The 20,783-nt window shown below is 70.2% G+C and carries 18 protein-coding genes; 8 read left to right on the top strand and 10 right to left on the bottom strand.

Features of this window, described 5'->3' with window-relative positions:
* Positions 1–37 precede the first annotated feature (37 nt).
* The 3 genes from AB0D14_RS02215 to AB0D14_RS02205 all read right to left on the bottom strand — a co-directional run bounded on the left by AB0D14_RS02215 (position 38) and on the right by AB0D14_RS02205 (position 3,308).
* Positions 38–1,573, bottom strand: a complete 1,536-nt coding sequence (locus AB0D14_RS02215; RefSeq protein WP_362773901.1) for a glutamate synthase subunit beta — start codon at positions 1,571–1,573, stop codon at positions 38–40.
* A gap of 213 nt (positions 1,574–1,786) precedes the next feature.
* Entirely contained in the window at positions 1,787–2,266 is a 480-nt protein-coding gene (locus tag AB0D14_RS02210) for an anthrone oxygenase family protein (RefSeq protein WP_362773406.1), read from the bottom strand.
* Positions 2,267–2,552: 286 nt separating this feature from the next.
* Positions 2,553–3,308, bottom strand: coding sequence for a DUF2293 domain-containing protein (locus tag AB0D14_RS02205; RefSeq protein WP_362773403.1), 756 nt, complete (start codon positions 3,306–3,308; stop codon positions 2,553–2,555).
* 223 nt (positions 3,309–3,531) lie between these two features.
* Between AB0D14_RS02205 and AB0D14_RS02200 the strand changes: the two genes are divergently transcribed.
* Complete coding sequence (locus AB0D14_RS02200) at positions 3,532–4,173, top strand: uridine kinase (protein ID WP_362773401.1); 642 nt, start codon at positions 3,532–3,534, stop codon at positions 4,171–4,173.
* Positions 4,174–4,236: 63 nt separating this feature from the next.
* Here AB0D14_RS02200 and AB0D14_RS02195 read toward each other — a convergent pair whose 3' ends face one another.
* Positions 4,237–5,364, bottom strand: a complete 1,128-nt coding sequence (locus AB0D14_RS02195; protein WP_362773398.1) for a magnesium and cobalt transport protein CorA — start codon at positions 5,362–5,364, stop codon at positions 4,237–4,239.
* Positions 5,365–5,655: 291 nt separating this feature from the next.
* Here AB0D14_RS02195 and AB0D14_RS02190 point away from each other — a divergent pair, with 291 nt between their 5' ends.
* Positions 5,656–6,450, top strand: coding sequence for a methyltransferase domain-containing protein (locus AB0D14_RS02190; protein ID WP_362773396.1), 795 nt, complete (start codon positions 5,656–5,658; stop codon positions 6,448–6,450).
* A gap of 12 nt (positions 6,451–6,462) precedes the next feature.
* Here AB0D14_RS02190 and AB0D14_RS02185 read toward each other — a convergent pair whose 3' ends face one another.
* Entirely contained in the window at positions 6,463–7,383 is a 921-nt protein-coding gene (locus tag AB0D14_RS02185; RefSeq protein ID WP_362773393.1) for a sugar kinase, read from the bottom strand.
* Entirely contained in the window at positions 7,380–8,285 is a 906-nt protein-coding gene (locus AB0D14_RS02180; RefSeq protein ID WP_362773390.1) for a pseudouridine-5'-phosphate glycosidase, read from the bottom strand. The genes AB0D14_RS02185 and AB0D14_RS02180 overlap by 4 nt, the downstream gene beginning before the upstream one ends.
* 98 nt (positions 8,286–8,383) lie before the next feature.
* Here AB0D14_RS02180 and AB0D14_RS02175 point away from each other — a divergent pair, with 98 nt between their 5' ends.
* Positions 8,384–8,812 carry a VOC family protein gene (locus AB0D14_RS02175; RefSeq protein ID WP_362773387.1) on the top strand — a complete coding sequence of 143 codons (429 nt, stop codon included), beginning with the start codon at positions 8,384–8,386 and terminating at the stop codon, positions 8,810–8,812.
* A gap of 98 nt (positions 8,813–8,910) precedes the next feature.
* On the opposite strand, the gene fdhA is transcribed toward AB0D14_RS02175, so the two are convergent.
* The 4 genes from fdhA to AB0D14_RS02155 all read right to left on the bottom strand — a co-directional run bounded on the left by fdhA (position 8,911) and on the right by AB0D14_RS02155 (position 13,241).
* Positions 8,911–10,137 carry a formaldehyde dehydrogenase, glutathione-independent gene (gene fdhA / locus AB0D14_RS02170; RefSeq protein ID WP_362773385.1) on the bottom strand — a complete coding sequence of 409 codons (1,227 nt, stop codon included), beginning with the start codon at positions 10,135–10,137 and terminating at the stop codon, positions 8,911–8,913.
* Between the two features lie 117 nt (positions 10,138–10,254).
* Entirely contained in the window at positions 10,255–11,526 is a 1,272-nt protein-coding gene (locus AB0D14_RS02165) for an MFS transporter (protein ID WP_362773898.1), read from the bottom strand.
* A gap of 193 nt (positions 11,527–11,719) precedes the next feature.
* Entirely contained in the window at positions 11,720–12,274 is a 555-nt protein-coding gene (locus AB0D14_RS02160; RefSeq protein ID WP_362773382.1) for a methylated-DNA--[protein]-cysteine S-methyltransferase, read from the bottom strand.
* A gap of 94 nt (positions 12,275–12,368) precedes the next feature.
* On the bottom strand, positions 12,369–13,241 hold the full coding sequence (locus AB0D14_RS02155; RefSeq protein ID WP_362773380.1) for a glycerophosphodiester phosphodiesterase family protein: 873 nt from the start codon (positions 13,239–13,241) through the stop codon (positions 12,369–12,371).
* Positions 13,242–13,518: 277 nt separating this feature from the next.
* Between AB0D14_RS02155 and AB0D14_RS02150 the strand changes: the two genes are divergently transcribed.
* The 5 genes from AB0D14_RS02150 (at position 13,519) to AB0D14_RS02130 (ending at position 20,662) form a co-directional block, all read left to right on the top strand.
* Entirely contained in the window at positions 13,519–14,379 is an 861-nt protein-coding gene (locus AB0D14_RS02150; protein WP_362773377.1) for an MHYT domain-containing protein, read from the top strand.
* Positions 14,380–14,419: 40 nt separating this feature from the next.
* Positions 14,420–16,558, top strand: a complete 2,139-nt coding sequence (uvrB, locus tag AB0D14_RS02145; protein ID WP_362773374.1) for an excinuclease ABC subunit UvrB — start codon at positions 14,420–14,422, stop codon at positions 16,556–16,558.
* A gap of 143 nt (positions 16,559–16,701) precedes the next feature.
* On the top strand, positions 16,702–17,280 hold the full coding sequence (locus tag AB0D14_RS02140; RefSeq protein ID WP_362773372.1) for a TerD family protein: 579 nt from the start codon (positions 16,702–16,704) through the stop codon (positions 17,278–17,280).
* A gap of 56 nt (positions 17,281–17,336) precedes the next feature.
* A complete protein-coding gene (locus AB0D14_RS02135) occupies positions 17,337–19,382 on the top strand; it encodes a TerD family protein (RefSeq protein ID WP_362773370.1) in 2,046 nt (681 codons plus the stop codon).
* Between the two features lie 284 nt (positions 19,383–19,666).
* The gene (locus tag AB0D14_RS02130) at positions 19,667–20,662 is read left to right on the top strand and encodes a TerC family protein (RefSeq protein ID WP_362773368.1); all 996 of its coding nucleotides are present in this window, start codon (positions 19,667–19,669) and stop codon (positions 20,660–20,662) included.
* Positions 20,663–20,783 lie beyond the last annotated feature (121 nt).

Genomic DNA, 20,783 nt, shown 5'->3' with positions numbered 1-20,783 from the left:
GGGGTAGGGGAGAGAGGCGGGGCCGGGCGAACGCCGGCTACGCCGTCATGGGGCGGTCGTGCGGTCCGATCGGCGCAGGCAGCCGAGAGGCGCCCGTCAGATGACGGTCCACCGCTGCCGCCACCGCCCGGCCCTCGGCGATCGCCCACACGATGAGGGACTGGCCGCGCGCGGCGTCCCCGGCGGCGTACACCCCCGGCACGTTGGTCGCGAAGTCCGCGTCGCGGGTGATCGTGCCGCGGGGGTCGAGGCTCAGGCCGAGTTGGCCGACGAGACCGTCGGAGCGGTCGGGACCGGAGAACCCGAGGGCCAGCAGCACGAGGTCGGCCGGGAGTACGCGCTCGGTGTTGGGGCGCGGGCGGCGCTCGGCGTCGACCTCGACCAGGTGCAGCGAACGCACCCGCCCGGCCGCATCGCCCGTGAAGCGGAGCGTGGACGCCGCGAAGAGCCGGGCGTCCGCGTCAGCCGCGGGCGCGGTCTCCAGATCCCGGGCCTCTTCGTGCGCGGCGGACAGCCGGTAGATCTTCGGGTACACCGGCCACGGGTCGGAGTCCTCGTCACGCTCCGCGCCGGGCTGGGCGTAGATGTCCAGCTGGGTCACGGACTTCGCGCCCTCGCGCACCGCCGTGCCCAGACAGTCCGCCCCCGTGTCGCCACCGCCGACGATCACGACGTCCTTGCCCGCCGCGGACAACGGGGACGCGTCCAGATCCCCCTCGCACACCCGGTTGGCCAACGGCAGATACTCCATCGCCTGATGGATGCCGCTCAACTCACTTCCTTCGACCGGGAGCTCGCGCCAGGCCGTGGCACCCACGGCAAGGACGACGGCGTCGTAGCGCGCTCGCAGCTCGGCCGCCCCGATGTCCCGGCCGACGGCGGTCGATGTACGGAACCTGGTTCCCTCTGCCCGCATCTGCGTGATCCGCCGCTCCAGGTGCCGCTTCTCCATCTTGAACTCGGGGATGCCGTACCGCATCAGCCCGCCGATCCGGTCGTCCCGCTCGTAGACGGCGACGGTGTGTCCGGCCCGGGTCAGCTGCTGTGCCGCCGCGAGCCCCGTGGGCCCCGAGCCGATCACCGCGACGGTGCGCCCCGACAGGCGGTCCGGCGGCCGCGGCGGTGCGAGGCCGTCGGCCCAGGCCCGGTCGGCGATGGCGACCTCGACGTTCTTGATCGTGACCGCGGGCTGGTTGATCGCCAGGACGCAGCCCGTCTCGCACGGAGCGGGGCACAACCGGCCGGTGAACTCGGGGAAATTGTTCGTCGCGTGCAACCGGTCGCTCGCCCCGCGCCAGTCGCCGCGCGCGACCAGATCGTTCCAGTCGGGGATCAGGTTGCCCAGCGGGCATGCATCGTGGCAGAAGGGGATGCCGCAGTCCATGCACCGGTCGGCCTGCGTGCGGACGATCGGCAGCAGAGCTCCGGGGACGTACACCTCGTTCCAGTCACGGACCCGGTCCTCGACGGGCCGACGCGGCCACTCCTCACGGGACGAGTGGAGGAAACCCTTGGGATCGGGATGGGCGCGGGGATCGGGATCGGGGTCGGGGGCGGGACTGGGATCGGCCATGGCCGTCTCCCTCGCGTACGCGAACGGGGCCTGTACGGTCTCCGCCACCGTCTCCCACACCACCATCCGGGCGATGGCGTGGGGTGACGGTCCATGGGCCATGTGCAATGGGCGACAGGCATGGGCGGCGGGCCGTAGGGCCTTCGGCAGACTCCTCCTGTCACGATACGACGCCGCAGCCGCGCCCGCCCCAGGGGACGCGGCTGCGGTGGCTCAGGTCAGCGCCAGCACGTACGAGATCGCTCCGGCGGCCGAGGCGATCATCCGGACGTGGTTCCACATCGACCACTCGCTCACATACGTGGGCCAGTACGCGATGGCCTCCGGCGTGCCGGGCTCCATCCCGGCCAGCCTGTTGTTGCGCGGAACGTTCGCCGCGATCGTGACCCCGAAGCAGCCGAACAGATACAGCGCGCTGCCCAGCAGCAGTTCGACCGTGCCCTCGTCGGGCCACAGCACGAAGGTGACCACCGCGATCACGGCACACAGCGCGGCCGACCCGATGAACACGAACATGAAGGCCGGCATCAGCGCGGTCACGTTGATCGCCTGCATCGCCGCGACACCCTGCGCCGGAGGCAGTGCGGCCAGGCCTCTCATCACGAACGTCGAGAACGCGCAGAAGACCCCGGCCACCAGTCCGGTGCCGAGCACGCCCACCACGGTGAGCACGAAGTACGGTCCCTCGATCATGGCAACTCCCGCGTAAGCAGCACTTCTTGTCAACAACTCGCGCACCGTTCCAGGAACCGCGGAGCCGGACCACCCCGGCCCGAACCCCAGGATCCTGTATGGCGCTCCCTGTCACCGCAAGTGAAAAGCCATACGAGGAGAGTGACCATGGCTGAGAGGCGCCACCGCATGTCCGGGCGTCTCAAGGCAGCGTTCAGTGTTCGAGGGCGGCCTCTCGGATCGGCGCCTCAGGGGTGGCGAACGGGTGAGGGAGGGGTGGGGAGGGGCGGGCCGGCCCGGTCTCGGATCAGCCGGCCTCCCGCGCCGTGCCCGGGCCGCCGCTTTCGACCCGTCCACCCCCGGTCCGTCCACCCCCGGTCCGATCGCCCGCGCACCAGCCCGCGAGCGTCGCCTCGACCGCGGGGGCGATCCGACGGCGGGCCTCGTGGCGCGTGACACCGCTCATCAGGAACTGGTCGTAGGGCGTGTCCGTGTGCCGGACCGCCGCGCGCACGGCCGCGACCACCGCGGCATCGGACAGCGCACGCCCGGCGGCGCTGCGGCCCACCCGCCCGCTGCCGCGCACCGAGGCGTGCACGGCGATCGCGTACGCCCGGTCGGCCGGACAGCCGGGAAACCGTCGCCGGATCTCCCGCGCGAACGCGTCCGTGAAGCGCACATCCTCCGCGGCCCGGCGCCGCGCGTCCCGCGCCCGGCGCCGCTGCCGCGCCTCCGCGTCAGCAAGGCACCGCTCCTCGGCCCGGGCGAGCGCCGCCTCCTCGACGAGCACCCCCTGCCTCTCGTACCGGCCCCGCCGCCGGTTGAACCGCACCACGACCGCCGACAAGCCGCTCCCCTCCCGCGACCTCCGCGTCAACGCCGTGTCACCCCGAGGCAGGAACACCAGATGTCCGAGGTCGGCACAGTCCAGACACCGTGGAACCCCCTCCTCCATCACCAGCAGCGAGAGCGGTCCGCCCCGACACTCGCCACAGTGCCGCCGCTTCAACGGCTGGACGACGAGCGGCCCGGTGCGGGGCGGGGTGGTTGCCAGGGTCGCCATGAGCGTTTCATTCCCGGGCGACACCCGCATGTACGCCGACTCGCGCGTCCTTTCTCCTCTCGCCGGCGCGGTGCGCCCGTCCCGCTCGCCCGGTGTCGTCGGGTGTCATGTCGAGTGTCGTCGAGCCGGCCATGAGGACGCGGCTGTCGAGCGGCGATGAACACGGGGCCGTTGCAACGGCCGTGCGGACGCGGCCGTCGTCCGTGTGCGCCCGCGCGGCATCATGGGCCGTGTGCGACTCGAAGCGATCACCTGGGACCGGCTCGGCGACCTCATCGCCGAGCGCGCGCTCGACCTGCGGCCGGCCGACGGCAGCCCCTGGCCGCGCATCGCCTTCGACGGGGCCCCGGCCGCCCGCCCGGGCGACCTGGCCGGACGCGTCGCCGAAGCCCTTCGCCCACGTGGCCGCCCCGCCCTGGTCGTCGGCACGGAGGGCTATCTGAGGCCCGCCTCCCTTCGGTTCGAGTACGGCCGCCAGGACGTGGAGACGTACTACGACGGCTGGTTCGACACCGGCGCCCTGTGGCGGGAGGTCTTCGGCCCGCTGGAACCCGGCGGTGACGGCCGTGTCCTGCCCGACCTCCGGGACCCGGCCACCGACCGCGCCACCCGCAGCCCGTACACGCGACTCCCTCCCGGCGGCATGCTGTTGTTGCACGGGCCGCTGCTTCTGCACCACTGGTTCCCGTTCGACCTCACCGTCCATGTACGCCTCTCACCGGCCGCCCTGCGCCGCCGTACACCCGAGGACGAGCACTGGACGCTCCCCGCGTACGAGCGGTACGAGAGTGAGACGGCTCCTGGCGACACGGCCGATGTCCTGGTGCGGGCGGACGACCCGCGCCATCCGGCGTGGACAGGCTGACCCGACGTCCGGAGCCCGCTGTCGCCAGCTCCCCGGCACCGCGGCCTCCCCGGCACCGCGGCGCTACAGCCAGCCGTTCCGCTTGAAGCCCCGGTAGAGGGTGAAGCACGCGACGGCGATCACGCCGACCGCCAAGGGGTACCCGAGTCTCCAGTGCAGCTCCGGCATGTGGTCGAAGTTCATGCCGTAGACACCGCAGACCATCGTGGGCACGGCGATCAGCGCCGCCCACGCCGTGATCTTCCGCATGTCCTCGTTCTGAGCCACGCTCACCTGGGCCAGATGGGCCTGCAGGATCGAGTTGAGCAGTTCGTCGAACGCGGCTATCTGCTCGGCCGCCCGCAGCAGGTGGTCGGAGACGTCCCGGAAGTAGGCCTGTATCTCCGGGTCGATCACCCGTATCGGCCGTGTGGCGAGATCCGTGATGGGCCGGCTCAGCGGGACCACCGCCCGCTTCAGCTCAAGGAGTTCACGCTTGAGCTGGTAGATGTGCCCGGGGTCGGCCCGCGCGCCGTCCGCCGCGAACACGGCCGTCTCGACCTCGTCGATATCCTCCTGCACGGAGGCCGTGACGTTCAGATAGTCGTCCACCACGTGGTCCGCGATCGCGTGCAGTACGGCGGCCGGTCCCTTGGTGAGCTGCTGGGGGTCGGCCTCGAGTTCTTCACGCAGAGGACCCAGCGAACCGTGCCGCCCGTGCCGCACGGTCACCACGAAGTCCCGGCCGACGAACACCATGATCTCGCCGGTGTTCACCACCTCGCTGGTCGATGTCAGTTCGGAGTGTTCGACGTAGCAGACCGTCTTGAACACCGCGAACAGCGTTTCGCCGTACCGCTCCAGCTTCGGGCGCTGGTGGGCGTCCACCGCGTCCTCGACCGCCAGCGGGTGCAGGTCGAAGAGTTCGGCGATGCCCGCGAACTCCGCCTCGGTCGGTTCGTGCAGTCCGAGCCAGACGAAACCGCCGTCGGCCTTGCGAACCCGCTCCACCGTCTCGGCCAGATCGCGGCCGGCGGGGACCCTGTTCCCTTCCTCGTACGCCACGCAGTTCACCACCGCGGAGCCCAGCGGTGACCGGGCGGGATGGCTCAGATCGACACGGGCGCGCCGTCGTGTCAGTCGTGCCACCTTGCGGAGGCCGCCGACCCTGCTCAGGCCCGTGACCTTCCGCAGGTTCCCTGCCATGGACATCTGGCATCTCCTCGCGTGGATCTCCTCGCGCCGCACTCTGCGCCTTGCCGCGGCCAGTCTGCCAGGATCCTCCGGGCGGCCGGCCAAGCCTGGGGGAACGGAGCATTCCGCTCCGGAACCGCCCGTCCAGCCGAGTGCGGACCGAGCGGCGAACCGGGTTCGGATCGGGTGCGGACCGGTGTGAATCGGGTGAGAGCGCGGTCTTGGTGGCGCGTATTCGTCCAGCGCGACGCGCTCGGGCCGGGAGCGTCGACAGCCAAGGAAAAGCCAGACAAATGGGATGATCGGCGCATGACGCGAACCGATGGATACCTCCTCGACAACCGCCAGTCCGAGGCGGGGCAGGGATTCGACGCCCTCGCCGCTCTCTTCGACCCCACGACGTTCCGGCACATCGAACGGTCCGGCATCGGTTCCGGCTGGCGCTGCTGGGAAGTGGGCGCGGGCGGCATGTCAGTGGTGTCCTGGCTCGCCAAGAAGGTCGGGCCCACCGGCAGGGTCCTCGCGACCGACCTCGACACCTCCTGGGCGTCCCTGGCCGTCCGCCCGCCGATTCAACTGCGCGTCCACGACGTGGGCGCCGACGAGCCGCCGGGGGAGGGCTTCGACCTCGTGCACGCCCGGCTCGTCCTCGCTCATGTGCCGGACAGGGAGCGCGCGTTGCGCACGATGGTCAGGGCGCTGCGGCCCGGCGGACGGCTTCTGGTCGAGGACGCCGATCCCACACTGCAGCCGCTGGCCTGCCCGGACGAGGGTGGCCCCGAGCAGCAACTGGCCAACCGGGTGCGCCATGCGATGCGCGACGTGCTCGCCGAACGTGGTACCGAACTCGCGTACGGGCGACAGCTTCCCCGGCTGCTCCGTGAGGCCGGACTGCGCCAGGTCGAGGCCGAAGCGTACTTCCAGCTCACCTCGCCCGCCTGCGGGGCGCTCGAGTCCGAGACGGTCGGGCAGGCCCGCGAACAGCTCGTCGCGACGGACCTCGTCACCGGCCAGGACATCGACCGCCACCTGGCGAACGTGGCCGCGGGCGGGATGGGCCTCGTCACGGCACCGCTGATCTCGGCGTGGGGACGCAAGGTGTAGTGCCCGGCCGGGCTAGGTCCTTCTCTCCGGCCTCCCGCCCACCTGCTCCACTGCCCGGGCCCCGGCTCGGCACCCCTCGGCGGCCGCCTCCTCCGGTCGGCCGCCGGCGAGCAGCGCGGCCAGGAAGGCTCCGGTGAAGGCGTCGCCGGCACCCGTGGTGTCGACGGGTGCTGCCGGTTGTGCCGGCACCCGGGCCCGGATCGCGCCCGCCTTGGCGACGAGGGCTCCGGCATCGCCCTGCTTGACCACCACCAGGGGAATGTGGCGGCTCAACTCGGCCGCCGCGTCCGCCGTATCGGACAGACCTGTCAGCAGGCGGGCTTCGTCCCGGCTCGGCAGGAGGACGTCGGCCTCCTGGGCGAGCGAGAGGAACCGGTCCACGCCCAGCTCGGCGAGAAACCCCGTCGAGGCGGGATCCACACTCACGGGCACTCCACGCGCGCGTGCCGACTCCACCGCCATCGCCACCAGGGCCCGGGAGGGCTCGGAGAAGAACAGATAGCCCGACAGATGCAGCCAGGCGACACCGTCGAGCAGTTCCGGCGTCCAGTCGTCGGCGTCCAGGCGAAGGGACGCACCGCTGTCCGTGAGGAAGGTGCGTTCCGCCGCGGCGTCCGTGTCCACCAGGCAGATCACCGTCCCTGTCGGCGCCCGCGGGTCGGCGACCAGGAGGGGGCGCACTCCGGAAGCCACCAGTTCCCGCTCGTGCCAGGCGGCCGAGTCCGCGCCCACCCGGCCGAGGAACCGCACCTCCGGTCCACCCTGACGGGCCGCCCAGCACGCGACATTGGCGCCCGCGCCGCCCGGCACGCTCCGGACGGTGGCGGCCGTGTCGGTGCCTGGAGCGAGCGGCCCGCGATGGCGCGCGACGACATCCGTGATGACGTCACCGACGACCAGGAGAGCCCCGCCGGGGACGCTCGCCCGTGTCATGCCTGTGCCCAGGCCGCCGCGATCCGCCCCGCGAGCCGTACGTTGCCGCGTACCGCCGCCAGATTGGCGTCCAGTGACGCGCCGTCGGTGTGGCGTACCAGGTGGTCGAGCAGGAACGGCGTGACCGCCTGGCCGCTCACGCCCTGCGCCTCGCACGCCTGCAGCGCGTCGGCGAGCACACGCGCGTGCAGGGCGGGATCCAGCTGCTGTGCCTCGGGCACGGGATTGGCGACGATCAGTGCCGACTCCGGTCCGTCCAGAGCGTCCTGCGCGCGCATGACAGCCGCGACCTCGCCCGGCGACTCCAGCGTCCAGTCCACCGGGTGCCCCGAGTCCGACAGATAGAAGCCGGGGAAGTGCGCCGTGCCGTATCCGGCGACCGCGACGCCCAGCGTCTCCAGGCGTTGCAGGGTCGCCGGCACGTCCAGGATCGACTTCACCCCCGCGCACACCACCGTGATCCGGGTGCGCGCGAGGAGCCCCAGGTCGGCGGACTCGTCCTGCGTCGCCGTCCACTGCCGGTGTACGCCCCCGAGGCCGCCCGTCGCGAACACCCGTACACCCGCCTGCTCGGCCAGCAGTGCCGTCGCCGACACCGTGGTCGCCCCGCTGACGCCGGCGGCGACAGCCAGCGGCAGATCGCGATGTCCCAGCTTGCGGATGCCGTCCTCGTTGGCGACCCGCTCCACCTGCCCTTTGCCGAGGCCCACATGCGGCTGCCCGTCGAGCACGGCGATCGTCGCGGGAACGGCGCCCTCCTGGCGTACGACGTCCTCCAGTTCCAGCGCGACCTGGAGATTGCGCGGACGGGGCAGCCCGTGCGCGATGATCGTGGATTCCAGCGCCACCACGGGCCGCCCCGTGGCGAGCGCCTCGCGAACCTCTTCGGACACCACCAGCACGCGCGCCTCCTGTCTGTCGGTTCTCCCCTCATCCCTGGCGGGCGACACGCCAGGCCAAACCCTTGCGCCTCCCGCAAAGAGGGCAGCAGCCTGAGGTCATGACCGACAACTCGGCACGTCTTGACCACGTCGTCCTCTGGGTACGCGACCCCGTCGCCTCGGCCGATTTCTACGAGAAGGCAGTGGGCCTCGAACCCATCAGGGTCACCGAGTTCGCCGCGGGAAAGGCGTCGTTCCCCTCCGTACGCCTCAACGAGGAGACGATCTTCGACCTCGCACCCCTGACGTTGGCCGCGGGCATGGATATGGTCCCCGGCGCCGCCGACAGCGCGGGCCACCCGGTCAACCACGTATGCCTCTCGCTCGGGGCCGAGGAATTCGACGCGCTCCGTGCCCGCCTGGAGGAACGCGCCGTGCCTCTCTCGGACTTCACGTACGACGCCTTCGGCGCCCGGGGGAAGGCCAGGCGGAGCTTCTACTTCCGGGACCCGGACGGAAACATCTTCGAGGCCCGGCACTACGAGTAGTTCTCAGACACCGCCACCACGGGTGCCGGCCGGCCCGGGAGCCTGGGAAAGGGGTGTCCACGCGCGCGTGGACACCCCTTTTCGCTCGGCCCGGCTTCTCAGAGGGGCCGTATCCCGTTCAGCGCTCCATGCGGATCGAGGACGTACTTACGGCTGGCGCCCTGGTCGAACTCGGCGTAGCCGCGCGGTGCGTCCTCCAGGCCGATCACCGTCGCGTTGACGGCCCTGGCGATGTGTACCCGCTCGTGGAGGATGGCCTTCATCAGCCCCCGGTGATACTGCATCACCGGACACTGGCCTGTCGTGAAGCGGTGGCTCTTCGCCCACCCCAGACCGAGCCGCACCTTGAGTGTCCCGGTCCGCGCGTCCTGGTCGACCCCGCCGGGATCGTCCGTGACGTACAGGCCCGGTATGCCCAGCGAGCCGCCCGCGCGGGTAAGACCCATCAACGAGTTGAGAACCGTGGCGGGTGCCTCCGGGGCGTCGGGGCCGTGGGCCCGCGCCTCGAAGCCGACCGCGTCGACGGCCGCGTCCACTTCCGGCTCGCCCAGGAGCTGCTCGATCTGCTCGCCCACGTCGCCCTGGCTGACGTCGACCGTCTCGCAGCCGAAACTCCGGGCCTGTGCGAGACGTTCGGCATTGAGGTCACCGACGATGACGACGGCCGCGCCGAGCAACTGCGCCGACGCCGCGGCGGCGAGACCCACCGGCCCCGCACCGGCCACGTACACCGTCGAGCCGACCTCGGCACCCGCTGTCACCGCCCCGTGGAAGCCCGTCGGGAAGATGTCCGAGAGCATGGTCAGGTCGAGCAGCTTCTCGCGTGCCTGGTCCCGGTCCGGGAACCGCAGCAGGTTGAAGTCCGCATACGGGATCATGGTGTACTCCGCCTGGCCACCGATCCAGCCGCCCATGTCGACATAGCCGTAAGCCGCTCCGGGACGGGCCGGATTGACGTTCAGGCAGATGCCCGTCTTACGGTCCTTGCAGTTGCGGCACCGCCCGCAGGCGATGTTGAAGGGCACCGAGACGATGTCCCCGACTTCGACGAACTCGACGTCCGGGCCCCGCTCGAGGACCTCTCCGGTGATTTCGTGCCCGAGGACGAGCCCCTCGGGTGCGCTCGTACGGCCGCGGACCATGTGCTGATCGCTGCCGCAGATGTTGCTGGCGAGTACTTTCAGGATGACGCCGTGGCGGCACTTGCGGCCGATGTTCGCCGAGGCCACCCCCGGCCCGTCCGGCAACTCCAGCGTCGGGTAGTCGATGGTCCTGACTTCCACCGCGCCCGGCTTGAGGTATGCGACTGCCCTGTTCCCACTCATGCGTGATCGCCGTCCCTTCGGCCCCCGTGCCTTCGGATGCCAGTGGCTGTGCGCATGGCGGAGTCTGCTACCGCCGCACCGTTCCGGCCAGCCTTCGCGCGGGCCCCGGTGGGCACGTCACGGCCGGGAGCGCCTGACCCGGGTGAACAGCGTCAGCGCGCCGAGCGGCAGCAGCAGACAGGCGGCGACGAGGTTCAGCCAGCCGTAGCTCGCCTGCGCGACGACGAGGCCCGCGGCGGCCCCGCCGAGCCCCGCCGATGTGTTCATGGTCAGGTCGGAGAGCCCCTGCGCGGCAGCACGCGCGGGCTGGGGTACGGAGTCGGTCAGGAGCGCGGAGCCGGAGACGAGACCCGCGGACCAGCCGAGGCCCAGCAGGAAGAGTCCGGCGGCGGTCTGTCCGTGGTCGGCGCCGGCGGTACCCGCGAGGAGCGCGGCGCAGGCCAGCAGTGCCACGGCCAGACCGATCACCGAGAGCCGCCCGAACCGGTCGGCCAGCCGGCCCATCAGGGGTGAGAACGCGTACATCCCCGCGATGTGGATGCTGATGACCAGCCCGATCAGATCGATGCCCGCACCGTGATGGCCGAGGTCCAACGGTGTCATCGACATGACCGACACCATCGCCGTGTGCGACACGGCCACCGTCACCAGTGCCAGCCGCGCACGCGGGGACGCCCGGACGGCCGCCGCCCCCGCTCTGATGGAGCGCGCTGCGGGGGACTGCTCCTCGACCGGCGCCAGCGCGCGGGCGGTGAGCAGCGGATCGGGCCGCAGCAGCACCGCGACCAGCAGCGCCGATATGAGAAAGACCCCGGCCGCCCAAAGGAAGGGGCCGGCCGCCTCCGGTATGCCGATCCCGGAAACACTGCGGCCCGCGGGTGCGGCGATGTTGGGGCCGAGGACCGCGCCGATCGTCGTGGCCCAAACGACGTTCGAGATGGCTCGGGCCCGCCGTTTCGGCTCGGCCAGATCGGCGGCCGCGAACCGTGCCTGCAGGTTCGCCGACGAGGCCGCGCCGAAACCCGCCATGCCGGCCAGCAGCAGGGGGAAGCTGCCCACGGCCGCCCCGACCACGACGACCCCCGCCCCCAACGCTCCGATGAGGTAGGCCAGGACGAGACCCGGCCGACGGCCGCGCGCGGTCATCAGCGCGGCCAGCGGCACGGAAAGCACCGCCGTCCCGGTGACGGTCGCGGTGGGCGCGAGCCCGGCGAGCGATTCGGTACCGGCGACTTCCTGGGCCAGGACCACGGCGAGCGCGATACCCGTGGCCACGCCGAGCCCGCCGAGGATCTGACTGGCGATGAGCACGGCGAACGTCCGGCGGCGCAGCGCCGGCAGTCCGGCCACGTCGAAAGGCACGGCGACCGGCCGCTCGACGGCGGTCACCGCGAACACGCCCGAGCGAGGAAACCGCCGGCGAACGCGCCGCCCGGATCTACGGACCGCCCCGGGCCGGACACGTGCACACGAGTGAAGTCGGCCGTGGTCATAGCGCAGTCTCCCCCTCGTTCTCGCGTCCCCTCGCCCTGAATCCGGCTGAATCCAGGACACTCCCGTGCCCTTGAGAGTAAGGAGTTGTTCAGAACAGCGGCTCGGGCAGCACGCCCTCCAGCGCCAGCAGCTTTCGCTTGGTCTCCAGGCCGCCCCCGAACCCGCCGATGCCACCGTCGCTCTCCACGACGCGGTGGCACGGCACGACGACCGGCAGCGGATTGGCTCCCATGGCCGTCCCCACCGCCTGTGCTGCCCCCGGTCGGCCGACCCGCCGCGCCAGGTCGCCGTAGCCCACCACCGCCCCGTACGGAACGCCGGACGCCAGCTCGCGCAGCACCTGGCGGTTGAATCCGGAGATCAGGGACCAGTCCAGCGGCAGTTCGAAGTCCTGGCGCTCACCCGCGAAGTACGCCGAGAACTGACGTATCGCCTCGGCCAGCAGCGGGAACTGCGGTGCTTCGAGGGGCTCGGTGCCGAACCGGGACCCGAGCCGCTCGAGCGTCTTGTCGCGCACCGCGTCCGTGGCGTGGAAGGCGACGCTGACCAGGCCCTCACCGGTCGCCGCCAGCAGCAGCGGACCGATGCCGCTGTCGACGACAGCCCACGCCACCCGCTGCTCGTTCTGCCCATGGCTGTTCATGCGCTCCACGGTACGGCGGACCACTGACAACGCCGGTGGCGCGGACGCGTGCGAGCGTCCGCGCCACCGGCGACGGTCTGTAGACCAGGACCGCTCAGCCTTCGTGCAGAGCCTTCCGCACCACGTCCGGCTTGTTCGTGATGACGCCGTCCACACCGAAGCCCGCGACACGCCGGGTGGCTTCCGCGGTGTCGACGGTCCAGGTGAGGATCTCCAGGGGTTTGCCGTGCGGTCCTTCGAGCGCGTGGATCGCGGCGACATAACCGAGGGAGATCGTCGTGTGCGACGAGTTGATCTGGTCGGCGAACTGCGCGTACGCGGGCAGCTCCGCGACCGACGGAGTGCCCAGGAAGCCGGTCTTGATGTCGGGCCGCAGTGCGTGCACGGTACGGATACTGTCCGCGGCGAAGCTCTGGATCACCAGCTTGTTCCGCACGTGGGCCGGGCCCAGCCAGCCTTCGTTGCTGAGGACTTTGAGGGTCTCCCGTTCGATGCCCGGGTACAGTGCGGGGTTCTTGATCTCGAGGACGAGCTTCTGGTGGTTGTGCGAGACCCGGTTCATGTACTGCTTCAGCGTCGGTACGCGCGCCCCCTTGTAACGCGGGCTGAACCAGCTGCCCGCGTCCAGGCGCGCGATCTCCGCGGCGGTGAAGTCGTTCACCTTCCAGGGAGCCCGTTCGGGGAAGACCTCCTCGACATCGGTCGTGCGGGCCAGGCTGTCGTCGTGGATCACGACGAGTCGGCCGTCCTTGGTGCGCTGGACGTCGTTCTCGACCCAGCGGAATCCGAGGCGGGCCGCCTTGTCGATGGCGGCGAGCGTGTTCTCGGGGGCTTGGGCCGAAGCTCCGCGATGAGCGACGACCAGAGGCTGGTCGTCCCTCACGTCTGCGTGAGCGGTGGGGATGGGGAGAACGACGGCGGCTCCCAGGAGCGCGGTGGTCGTGGCGGCGGCAGCGCGCGCTTGCATGCGGACTCCTTGCGTCTGCGATCACGGACGGTCCCAGAGTGACAGCAGGGGGTCAACAATAGGGGGGTACAGGATGGCCACAAATTGAATGGAGTTGCTCAAGTTCGATCACGCGTGCCGCACAACTGGGGCAAGACGGTGATTCTTTGCCGGAAAATCGTTCGAGCGTTCCGGTGGGAGTCATACTCTCTGCGACAACCCTGGTCACCGCGGCGATGCCGGGACGGGGGCATTTCACGGAATTCCGGGATGTAACAGGGCGGAAGGGCAACCGCGCATGCAGGGCACGGTCGACGGATTCAGCTACGGACTCGTCACGCCGGTGGTGGCGTACCTGATGGCCTGCCTCGGTGGAGCACTCGGCCTGCGCTGCACCACGAGGTCGATGCTCGTCACCCGTTCCTGGCGCCCCGGCTGGCTCGCGCTCGGCTCGGCGGCGATCGGCTCCGGCATCTGGACCATGCACTTCATCGCGATGATGGGGTTCTCCGTGAAGGAGACCCCGATCCACTACGACAGGCTGATGACCTTCGCGAGCCTCGGCGTCGCGATCGTCATGGTCGGCATCGGGATCTTCATCGTCGGATACCGGGGCGCCTCCGGAACAGCCCTGTTCACAGGGGGCACCATCACCGGTCTGGGCGTCGCTTCGATGCACTATCTGGGTATGGCCGGAATGCGTCTGAACGGGAAGCTCGAGTACAACACCTTCACCGTCGCCGCCTCGGTCGTCATAGCCGTCGCCGCCGCGATCGCGGCCCTATGGGCGGCGGCACAGGTCCGCGGCTTCCTGTGGAGCGTGGGTGCGAGCCTCGTCATGGGCCTCGCCGTCAGCGGCATGCACTACATGGGGATGGCCGCTCTCAGCGTCCATCTGCACGGCGCCACCAGCATTCCGTCCGGGGACTCGCCCGCGAGCCTGCTGGCGCCCCTGATGATCGGCCCCCTGGCCTTCCTGCTGCTGGCCGGCGTCGTCGTGATGTTCGACCCGCTGATGGTCATGGGCAAGCCCGACTGGAGCCCCGCCGAGCAGAAGCCCGGCATCCCGGCCCACACGGTCCAGCACACCGGTCGCCGACACGTGCCCGGCCCGCGCTCCCGACACCACGAGGGCTCCCGCACCCCGCAGAACCGGTGATGCGGGCCCGTTGTCAGTGCGGGGTCGTACGGTTGACTCCATGCGGCCCGTATCCAAGATCGAACGCACGGTGGCGCCTTTCGAGGTCGTCAGTTCCTACCAGCCCAGCGGCGACCAGCCCGCTGCCATCGCCGACCTTGAGCGGCGTATCCTCGCAGGTGAGAAGGATGTCGTCCTTCTCGGCGCGACCGGCACCGGCAAGTCCGCGACCACCGCGTGGATGATCGAGAAGCTTCAGCGCCCCACCCTCGTGATGGCGCCGAACAAGACGCTGGCCGCCCAGCTGGCGAACGAATTCCGCGAACTGCTGCCGAACAACGCGGTCGAGTACTTCGTCTCGTACTACGACTACTACCAGCCCGAGGCCTACGTCCCCCAGTCGGACACCTACATCGAGAAGGACTCCTCGATCAATGAGGAGGTGGAGCGCCTGCGGCACTCCGCGACCAACTCGCTGCTCACCCGCCGCGACGTCGTCGTGGTCGCCTCGGTCTCCTGCATCTACGGCCTGGGCACGCCGCAGGAGTACGTGGACCGCATGGTCAACCTCAAGGTCGGCGACGAGATCGACCGTGACGACCTGCTCCGCCGCTTCGTGGACATCCAGTACACGCGCAACGACGTGGCCTTCAGTCGAGGCACCTTCCGCGTCCGCGGCGACACCATCGAGATCTTCCCGGTCTACGAGGAGCTGGCCGTCCGCATCGAGATGTTCGGTGACGAGATCGAGGCCCTCTCCACGCTGCACCCGCTCACCGGCGAGATCATCAGCGACGACCAGCAGCTGTACATCTTCCCGGCCACCCACTACGTCGCGGGGCCCGAGCGCCTGGAGCGTGCCGCCAACGACATCGAGAAGGAGCTGGGCGAGCGGCTGACCGAGCTGGAGAAGCAGGGCAAGCTCCTGGAGGCCCAGCGACTGCGCATGCGCACGACGTACGACCTGGAGATGCTCCGCCAGATCGGCTCCTGCTCCGGTGTCGAGAACTACTCGATGCACTTCGACGGCCGCGAGACCGGCTCCCCGCCGAACACGCTGCTCGACTACTTCCCGGACGACTTCCTGCTCGTCATCGACGAGTCGCACGTCACGGTGCCCCAGATCGGTGCCATGTACGAGGGCGACGCCTCCCGCAAGCGCACCCTCGTCGACCACGGCTTCCGGCTGCCCTCCGCACTGGACAACCGTCCCCTGAAGTGGGAGGAGTTCCAGGAGCGCATCGGCCAGGCCGTCTATCTGTCGGCGACACCGGGCAAGTACGAGCTCTCGCGCGGGGACGGCTTCGTCGAGCAGATCATCCGCCCCACCGGCCTCATCGACCCCGAGGTCGTGGTCAAGCCCACCGAGGGACAGATCGACGACCTGGTGCACGAGATCCGCAAGCGCACCGAGAAGGACGAGCGCGTCCTGGTCACCACGCTCACCAAGAAGATGGCCGAGGACCTCACCGACTACTTCCTCGAAATGGGCATCCAGGTCCGCTACCTGCACAGTGACGTCGACACCCTGCGCCGGGTCGAACTGCTGCGTGAGCTGCGCTCCGGTGAGTTCGACGTCCTCGTCGGCATCAATCTCCTCAGGGAGGGCCTCGACCTGCCCGAGGTCTCCCTGGTGTCGATTCTCGACGCGGACAAGCAGGGCTTCCTGCGCTCGGGCACCTCCCTGATCCAGACCATCGGCCGCGCGGCACGCAATGTGTCCGGCCAGGTCCACATGTACGCCGACACGGTCACCCCGGCGATGGAGAAGGCCATCGACGAGACCAACCGCCGCCGGGAGAAGCAGGTCGCGTACAACACGGAGCGGGGCATCGACCCGCAGCCCCTCCGTAAGAAGATCAACGACATCGTGGCGCAGATCGCCCGCGAGGACGTCGACACGGAGCAGCTGCTCGGCTCCGGCTATCGCCAGTCGAAGGACGGCAAGAGTGCGAAGGCACCCGTGCCCGCACTGGGGTCGAAGGCGGACAAGGCAACCAGGTCCGCCAAGGGCAAGGGCAAGGAAACCGTGCCGACCGACCGTCCCGCGGCGGAACTCGCGGAGCAGATCGAGGAGATGACGGCACGGATGCGCGTGGCCGCCGCGGACCTGCAGTTCGAGATCGCCGCACGGCTGCGTGACGAGGTCTCGGAGATGAAGAAGGAGCTGCGGCAGATGAAGGAAGCCGGTATCGCCTGACCCCGGGCCGCGTCGCTGTGTTGCAAGACCGACACAAAGTGTGCACCAGTCTTCGGCGCTGTCAGTGGCCCTGCGTAGGGTTGCTGGTCAACCGCAGGATTCTGCGGCAACAGGGGACAGTCGGTTCGAGAGGGGAACAGCGCGTGACGGTCAACATGACCAAGGGTCAGGCCATCAGTCTGCAGAAGAACGACGGAGGCACGCTGACCGCGGTGCGCATGGGGCTCGGCTGGCAGGCAGCCCCGCGACGTGGCCTGTTCGGTACCCGTACCCGCGAGATCGACCTCGACGCGTCCGCCGTGCTGTTCGCGGACAAGCAGCCGGTCGACGTGGTGTTCTTCCGTCACCTCGTCAGCGACGACGGCTCCGTGCGGCACACCGGTGACAACCTCGTCGGCGGTGTGGGCCAGGGCGGCGACGACGAAGCGATCCTCGTCGACCTCGCGCGCATCCCGGTCCACATCGACCAGATCGTCTTCACCGTGAACTCGTTCACGGGCCAGACGTTCCAGGAGGTGCAGGACGCGTTCTGCCGTCTGGTCGACGAGACCAACGGCCAGGAGCTCGCCCGCTACACCCTGGCCGGCGGCGGGCAGTACACCGCGCAGATCATGGCGAAGGTCCACCGCGCCGGCGCGGGCTGGCAGATGACCGCCCTGGGTACGCCGGCCAACGGCCGTACCTTCCAGGATCTGATGCCGGCGATCCTGCCGCACCTGTAGACAGCACCGCGCCCGGCGCGCGAAGTATCTCGAAGTACACAGGGGGAACGAAGGCGATGACGGCTGAGCTGGTCCGGGGGCAGAACCACCCGCTCTCCCAGGCCCGACTTGAGATCCGGGTGTCGGCCGGCAAGCCGATCGTGGCCGGGGCCACGCTCAGCGACGAGCAGGGCAAGGTGCAGGGTGTCGAGTGGGTGGCACATCCGGGCTCACCCACTCTGCCCGGCATAGAGGTGTCCAAGCAGGCGGCGGCCGATCACCGGCTCGCGTGCGACCTGGACGCCCTGCCGGGGACCGTGCACCGGGTCAGTGTGCTGCTCGCCCTGCCCTCCGGAGTGGGTGGTCCGGTCCGGTTCGGCGCCGTTGCCGCACCCTTCGTCGCGGTCACCGGACTCGACGGCTCCGAGGTCGCCAGCTACACGGTCACGGGGCTCGACGCCGAGTCGGCCGTCGTCGCACTCGAGCTCTACCGCAGGCAGGGCGCCTGGAAGGTACGCGCCGTGGGCCAGGGATACGCGGGCGGCCTCGCCGAGCTTCTCGCCGACCAGGGCCTGCCCCAGGCCCACCAGCTCGCGGGCGGCATCAACGAAGCGGTCGTCCAGGGCCTGGCGCGCTCGGTGGCCGCCCCGCCGCCGCGCACGGCCGAGGGCGACCACCCGCGGCACGCCCCCGCACCCACGCGGGGCCAGGACCAGAGCGGATCGACGTCCCAAAGCGCGCCCGACCAGGTATCACCGCAGCACGGGCACTCCGGCGGGCAGGGATCCACGGCGCCAGGCCCAGGCCCCGGCCCCGGAGGGCCGCAGCCCGGGCGCCCCGCGGCGTCCGCACCGACGGACCCGTCCGCCGTCACGCAGCCCGGTGGGCCCGGAGCCGGCGGCCCCGTCGACTACAGCCACCCGGGCCGCCAGGCGGCCGCGCCGCCTGCGCCCCCGCCGACCGCGCCCCCGGCCCAGCCGGGGCAGCCCGCTCAGCCCGTGGCGGGCGACGCGACCGGCTGGTCCATGGAGGAGCGCCTGTACAACCAGGTGTGGGGCATGTTCGAGGACCTGGCCCGCACCGCCGCCGCGTACCGCAGCGCGGTCGACTTCGCCGAGTCGCGCATGGAGCAGGAGCTCGACAAGGTCCTGTCCGACCCGCGCAGCCGGATCGGCGGGCAGGGTGACGCCGCCCGCGAGGCGGCCCGCGCCAAGCACGCCGAGTTGATCGACCGGGCCAGGCAGGCACTCGACCGCGACCTCGCCCAGCTCACCGCCGAGGCCGAGGTCGTCGAGCCCGCGCTGCCGCCCGCGTTCGCGCGCTGGGACAACCCCGCCTGGCACGGCTACCGGGTGCCGATGGAGATCCCCATGGCTCTGCGCCTGGGCGATCTGCATCTGCCCGAGAGCGCCGGCCTGAGCATCCCCATGCTGGTGCGGCTGCCACTGGAGCGCGGTCTGTGGATCGACAGCGGCCGCACCGGCTCCTTCGACGGTTCGATCGCGGACTCCGCCGAACTGCGCCGCCTCGCCATGGACACGGCCGTGACTCACGCGGCCCGGCTGCTCGCCGTCTATCCGGCGGGCGAATACACCGTGCACGTCATCGATGCGGCGGGCTCGGCGGCCGCGGCCCTCATGCCGCTCGTGAGCACCGGGGTACTCGCCGGCCCGCCCGCCGTCGGCGCCGCGGGGGTGAACGACGTGCTGTCCCGGCTGACACAGCGCGTCGATCTGGTGCAGATGGCCATCCGGGGCGGTGCGGCCGACTCGCTGCCGCCCGATCTCGACCCGGCCGAGCAGCTGCTGATCGTCAACGACTTCCCGCATGGATTCGACGACCGTGCGGTGACCCAGCTGCGCTACCTCGCGGACGAGGGCCCGGCCGTCGGCGTGCACCTCATGCTGGTCGCCGACCGGGAGGACGCCGACGCCTACGGGCCGTTGCTCGACCCGCTGTGGCGGTCGCTGCTCCGGCTCACACCGGTGCCCGACGACCACCTTGCCGACCCGTGGGTCGGGCACACGTGGACCTACGACCCCTCGCGGGTTCCGCCGGGCAGCGAGGTGCTCCAGCACGTCCTCGCCCAAGTCGCGGCCGCTCGTCGTTCCTGGGACCGTTGAGGGTCGGCCCGGTTTCTTCAAGAGTTAGTCAACTCCCCTGACCAGCGTACTTGGCCCTCCTTTTACCATTCTCTTTACCTTTCCTTGGTGATTGGGGTACAGTCGCAGGTGCGGAGGGGAGTACTCCCTACCTACTGCGGCGTACCCGTCAATACGGATCTCTCCAGATCCCGGGGCGTCGGCCCGAGTGCACCAAGCGCATCACGCGCCCCGGAGCATCGGGTGGAAGAGACCTCCGGCAGCGACGACGCTGACACTTGCCGTTACGTACTGCCGGAGGCGCAGTGGATGTTTCCGTGACCCTTTGGGTCCTCACGATCGTGGGCCTCGCGGCCCTCATCGCGGTCGATTTCTTCATCGGCCGCAAGCCGCACGACGTATCAATCAAGGAAGCCGGAATCTGGACAGTCGTCTGGATCGTCCTGGCCGCACTCTTCGGTCTCGGACTGCTCCTGTTCTCCGGTGGCCAGCCCGCCGGAGAGTTCTTCGCCGGCTTCATCACCGAGAAGTCGCTGAGTGTCGACAATCTCTTCGTCTTCGTCCTGATCATGGCGAAGTTCTCGGTGCCCACGCAGTACCAGCAGCGTGTGCTGCTCATCGGTGTGCTGATCGCCCTCGTCCTGCGTGCGATCTTCATCGCCGCGGGTGCCGCGATCCTCGCGAGCTTCGCGTGGGTCTTCTACATCTTCGGCGCGTTCCTCATCTACACCGCGTGGAAGCTGATCCAGGAAGCCCGCGCCGACGACGAGGACGAGGAGTTCGAGGAGAACCGGCTGCTCAAGGCGGTCGAGCGCCGCTTCGGTGTCGCCGACCGCTACCACGGCACCAAGCTGTGGATCCAGCAGAACGGCAAGCGGGTCATGACCCCGATGCTGGTCGTCATGCTCGCGATCGGCACCACCGACGTGCTCTTCGCGCTCGACTCGATCCCTGCGATCTTCGGCCTGACGCAGGACCCGTACATCGTCTTCACGGCCAACGCGTTCGCGCTGATGGGTCTGCGGCAGCTGTACTTCCTGATCGGCGGACTGCTCAGGAAGCTGGTCCACCTCAGTTACGGCCTGTCGGTCATCCTCGGATTCATCGGCGTCAAGCTGGTGCTGCACGCGCTGCACGAGTCCGGCGTCCATGTTCCGGAGATCTCCATCCCGGTCTCCCTCGGCGTGATCTGCGGCGTCCTGGTGATCACCACGATCACCAGCCTGATGGCCTCCAAGAAGCAGGCGGCCGAAGAGGCCCGTAAGGCCGACGGCTCCGAGAAGGACAGCATCGACGTCTGACCGCGTCGGACGCAGGAACAACCAGCACCGGGAGCGGCACTCGGCGGATTGCCGACCACCGCTCCCGGTGCTGGCCTGTGTGCTGAGATGCGAGACCTGGTCCGCGGGCGCGGTCCCGCCG

The organism is Streptomyces sp. NPDC048484, from assembly GCF_040651415.1.
In the GTDB taxonomy this organism is placed as follows: domain Bacteria; phylum Actinomycetota; class Actinomycetes; order Streptomycetales; family Streptomycetaceae; genus Streptomyces.
This window is presented reverse-complemented; position numbering and strand designations above follow the sequence as displayed.

Coding starts and splice junctions, on each gene's coding strand:
- AB0D14_RS02215 (WP_362773901.1), bottom strand. CDS start 1,573: ATGGCCGATCCCAGTCCCGCCCCCGACCCCGATCCCGATCCCCGCGCC.
- AB0D14_RS02210 (WP_362773406.1), bottom strand. CDS start 2,266: ATGATCGAGGGACCGTACTTCGTGCTCACCGTGGTGGGCGTGCTCGGC.
- AB0D14_RS02205 (WP_362773403.1), bottom strand. CDS start 3,308: ATGGCGACCCTGGCAACCACCCCGCCCCGCACCGGGCCGCTCGTCGTC.
- AB0D14_RS02200 (WP_362773401.1), top strand. CDS start 3,532: ATGGGCCGTGTGCGACTCGAAGCGATCACCTGGGACCGGCTCGGCGAC.
- AB0D14_RS02195 (WP_362773398.1), bottom strand. CDS start 5,364: ATGTCCATGGCAGGGAACCTGCGGAAGGTCACGGGCCTGAGCAGGGTC.
- AB0D14_RS02190 (WP_362773396.1), top strand. CDS start 5,656: ATGACGCGAACCGATGGATACCTCCTCGACAACCGCCAGTCCGAGGCG.
- AB0D14_RS02185 (WP_362773393.1), bottom strand. CDS start 7,383: ATGACACGGGCGAGCGTCCCCGGCGGGGCTCTCCTGGTCGTCGGTGAC.
- AB0D14_RS02175 (WP_362773387.1), top strand. CDS start 8,384: ATGACCGACAACTCGGCACGTCTTGACCACGTCGTCCTCTGGGTACGC.
- fdhA (WP_362773385.1), bottom strand. CDS start 10,137: ATGAGTGGGAACAGGGCAGTCGCATACCTCAAGCCGGGCGCGGTGGAA.
- AB0D14_RS02160 (WP_362773382.1), bottom strand. CDS start 12,274: ATGAACAGCCATGGGCAGAACGAGCAGCGGGTGGCGTGGGCTGTCGTC.
- AB0D14_RS02155 (WP_362773380.1), bottom strand. CDS start 13,241: ATGCAAGCGCGCGCTGCCGCCGCCACGACCACCGCGCTCCTGGGAGCC.
- AB0D14_RS02150 (WP_362773377.1), top strand. CDS start 13,519: ATGCAGGGCACGGTCGACGGATTCAGCTACGGACTCGTCACGCCGGTG.
- uvrB (WP_362773374.1), top strand. CDS start 14,420: ATGCGGCCCGTATCCAAGATCGAACGCACGGTGGCGCCTTTCGAGGTC.
- AB0D14_RS02135 (WP_362773370.1), top strand. CDS start 17,337: ATGACGGCTGAGCTGGTCCGGGGGCAGAACCACCCGCTCTCCCAGGCC.